This is a genomic window from Escherichia sp. Lx600-2, from assembly GCF_036662595.1.
Lineage (GTDB): Bacteria > Pseudomonadota > Gammaproteobacteria > Enterobacterales > Enterobacteriaceae > Escherichia > Escherichia coli.
Genome location: NZ_JAYQWM010000246.1, coordinates 1 through 786, shown reverse-complemented (window position 1 = coordinate 786; position 786 = coordinate 1). Strand labels below are relative to the sequence as shown.

Sequence of the window (786 nt, the reverse complement as noted above, 5' to 3'; positions counted from 1 at the left end):
AGTAAGCTTAGTCAGCCGTTGTCTCCGGGTGTCGCGTGCGCAGTTGCACGTCATTCTCAGACGAACCGATGACTGGATGGATGGCCGCCGCAGTCGTCACACTGATGATACGGATGTGCTTCTCCGTATACACCATGTTATCGGAGAGCTGCCCACGTATGGTTATCGTCGGGTATGGGCGCTGCTTCGCAGACAGGCAGAACTTGATGGTATGCCTGCGATCAATGCCAAACGTGTTTACCGGATCATGCGCCAGAATGCGCTGTTGCTTGAGCGAAAACCTGCTGTACCGCCATCGAAACGGGCACATACAGGCAGAGTGGCCGTGAAAGAAAGCAATCAGCGATGGTGCTCTGACGGGTTCGAGTTCTGCTGTGATAACGGAGAGAGACTGCGTGTCACGTTCGCGCTGGACTGCTGTGATCGTGAGGCACTGCACTGGGCGGTCACTACCGGCGGCTTCAACAGTGAAACAGTACAGGACGTCATGCTGGGAGCGGTGGAACGCCGCTTCGGCAACGATCTTCCGTCGTCTCCAGTGGAGTGGCTGACGGATAATGGTTCATGCTACCGGGCTAATGAAACACGCCAGTTCGCCCGGATGTTGGGACTTGAACCGAAGAACACGGCGGTGCGGAGTCCGGAGAGTAACGGAATAGCAGAGAGCTTCGTGAAAACGATAAAGCGTGACTACATCAGTATCATGCCCAAACCAGACGGGTTAACGGCAGCAAAGAACCTTGCAGAGGCGTTCGAGCATTATAACGAATGGCATCCGCATAGTGC

At 55.1% G+C, this 786-nt stretch carries 1 pseudogene; it reads left to right on the top strand.

Going from position 1 to position 786, the window contains the following annotated elements:
* Window positions 1-786 (top strand): annotated as a pseudogene (locus tag OQV04_RS24805) (IS3-like element IS2 family transposase); the annotation flags it as partial.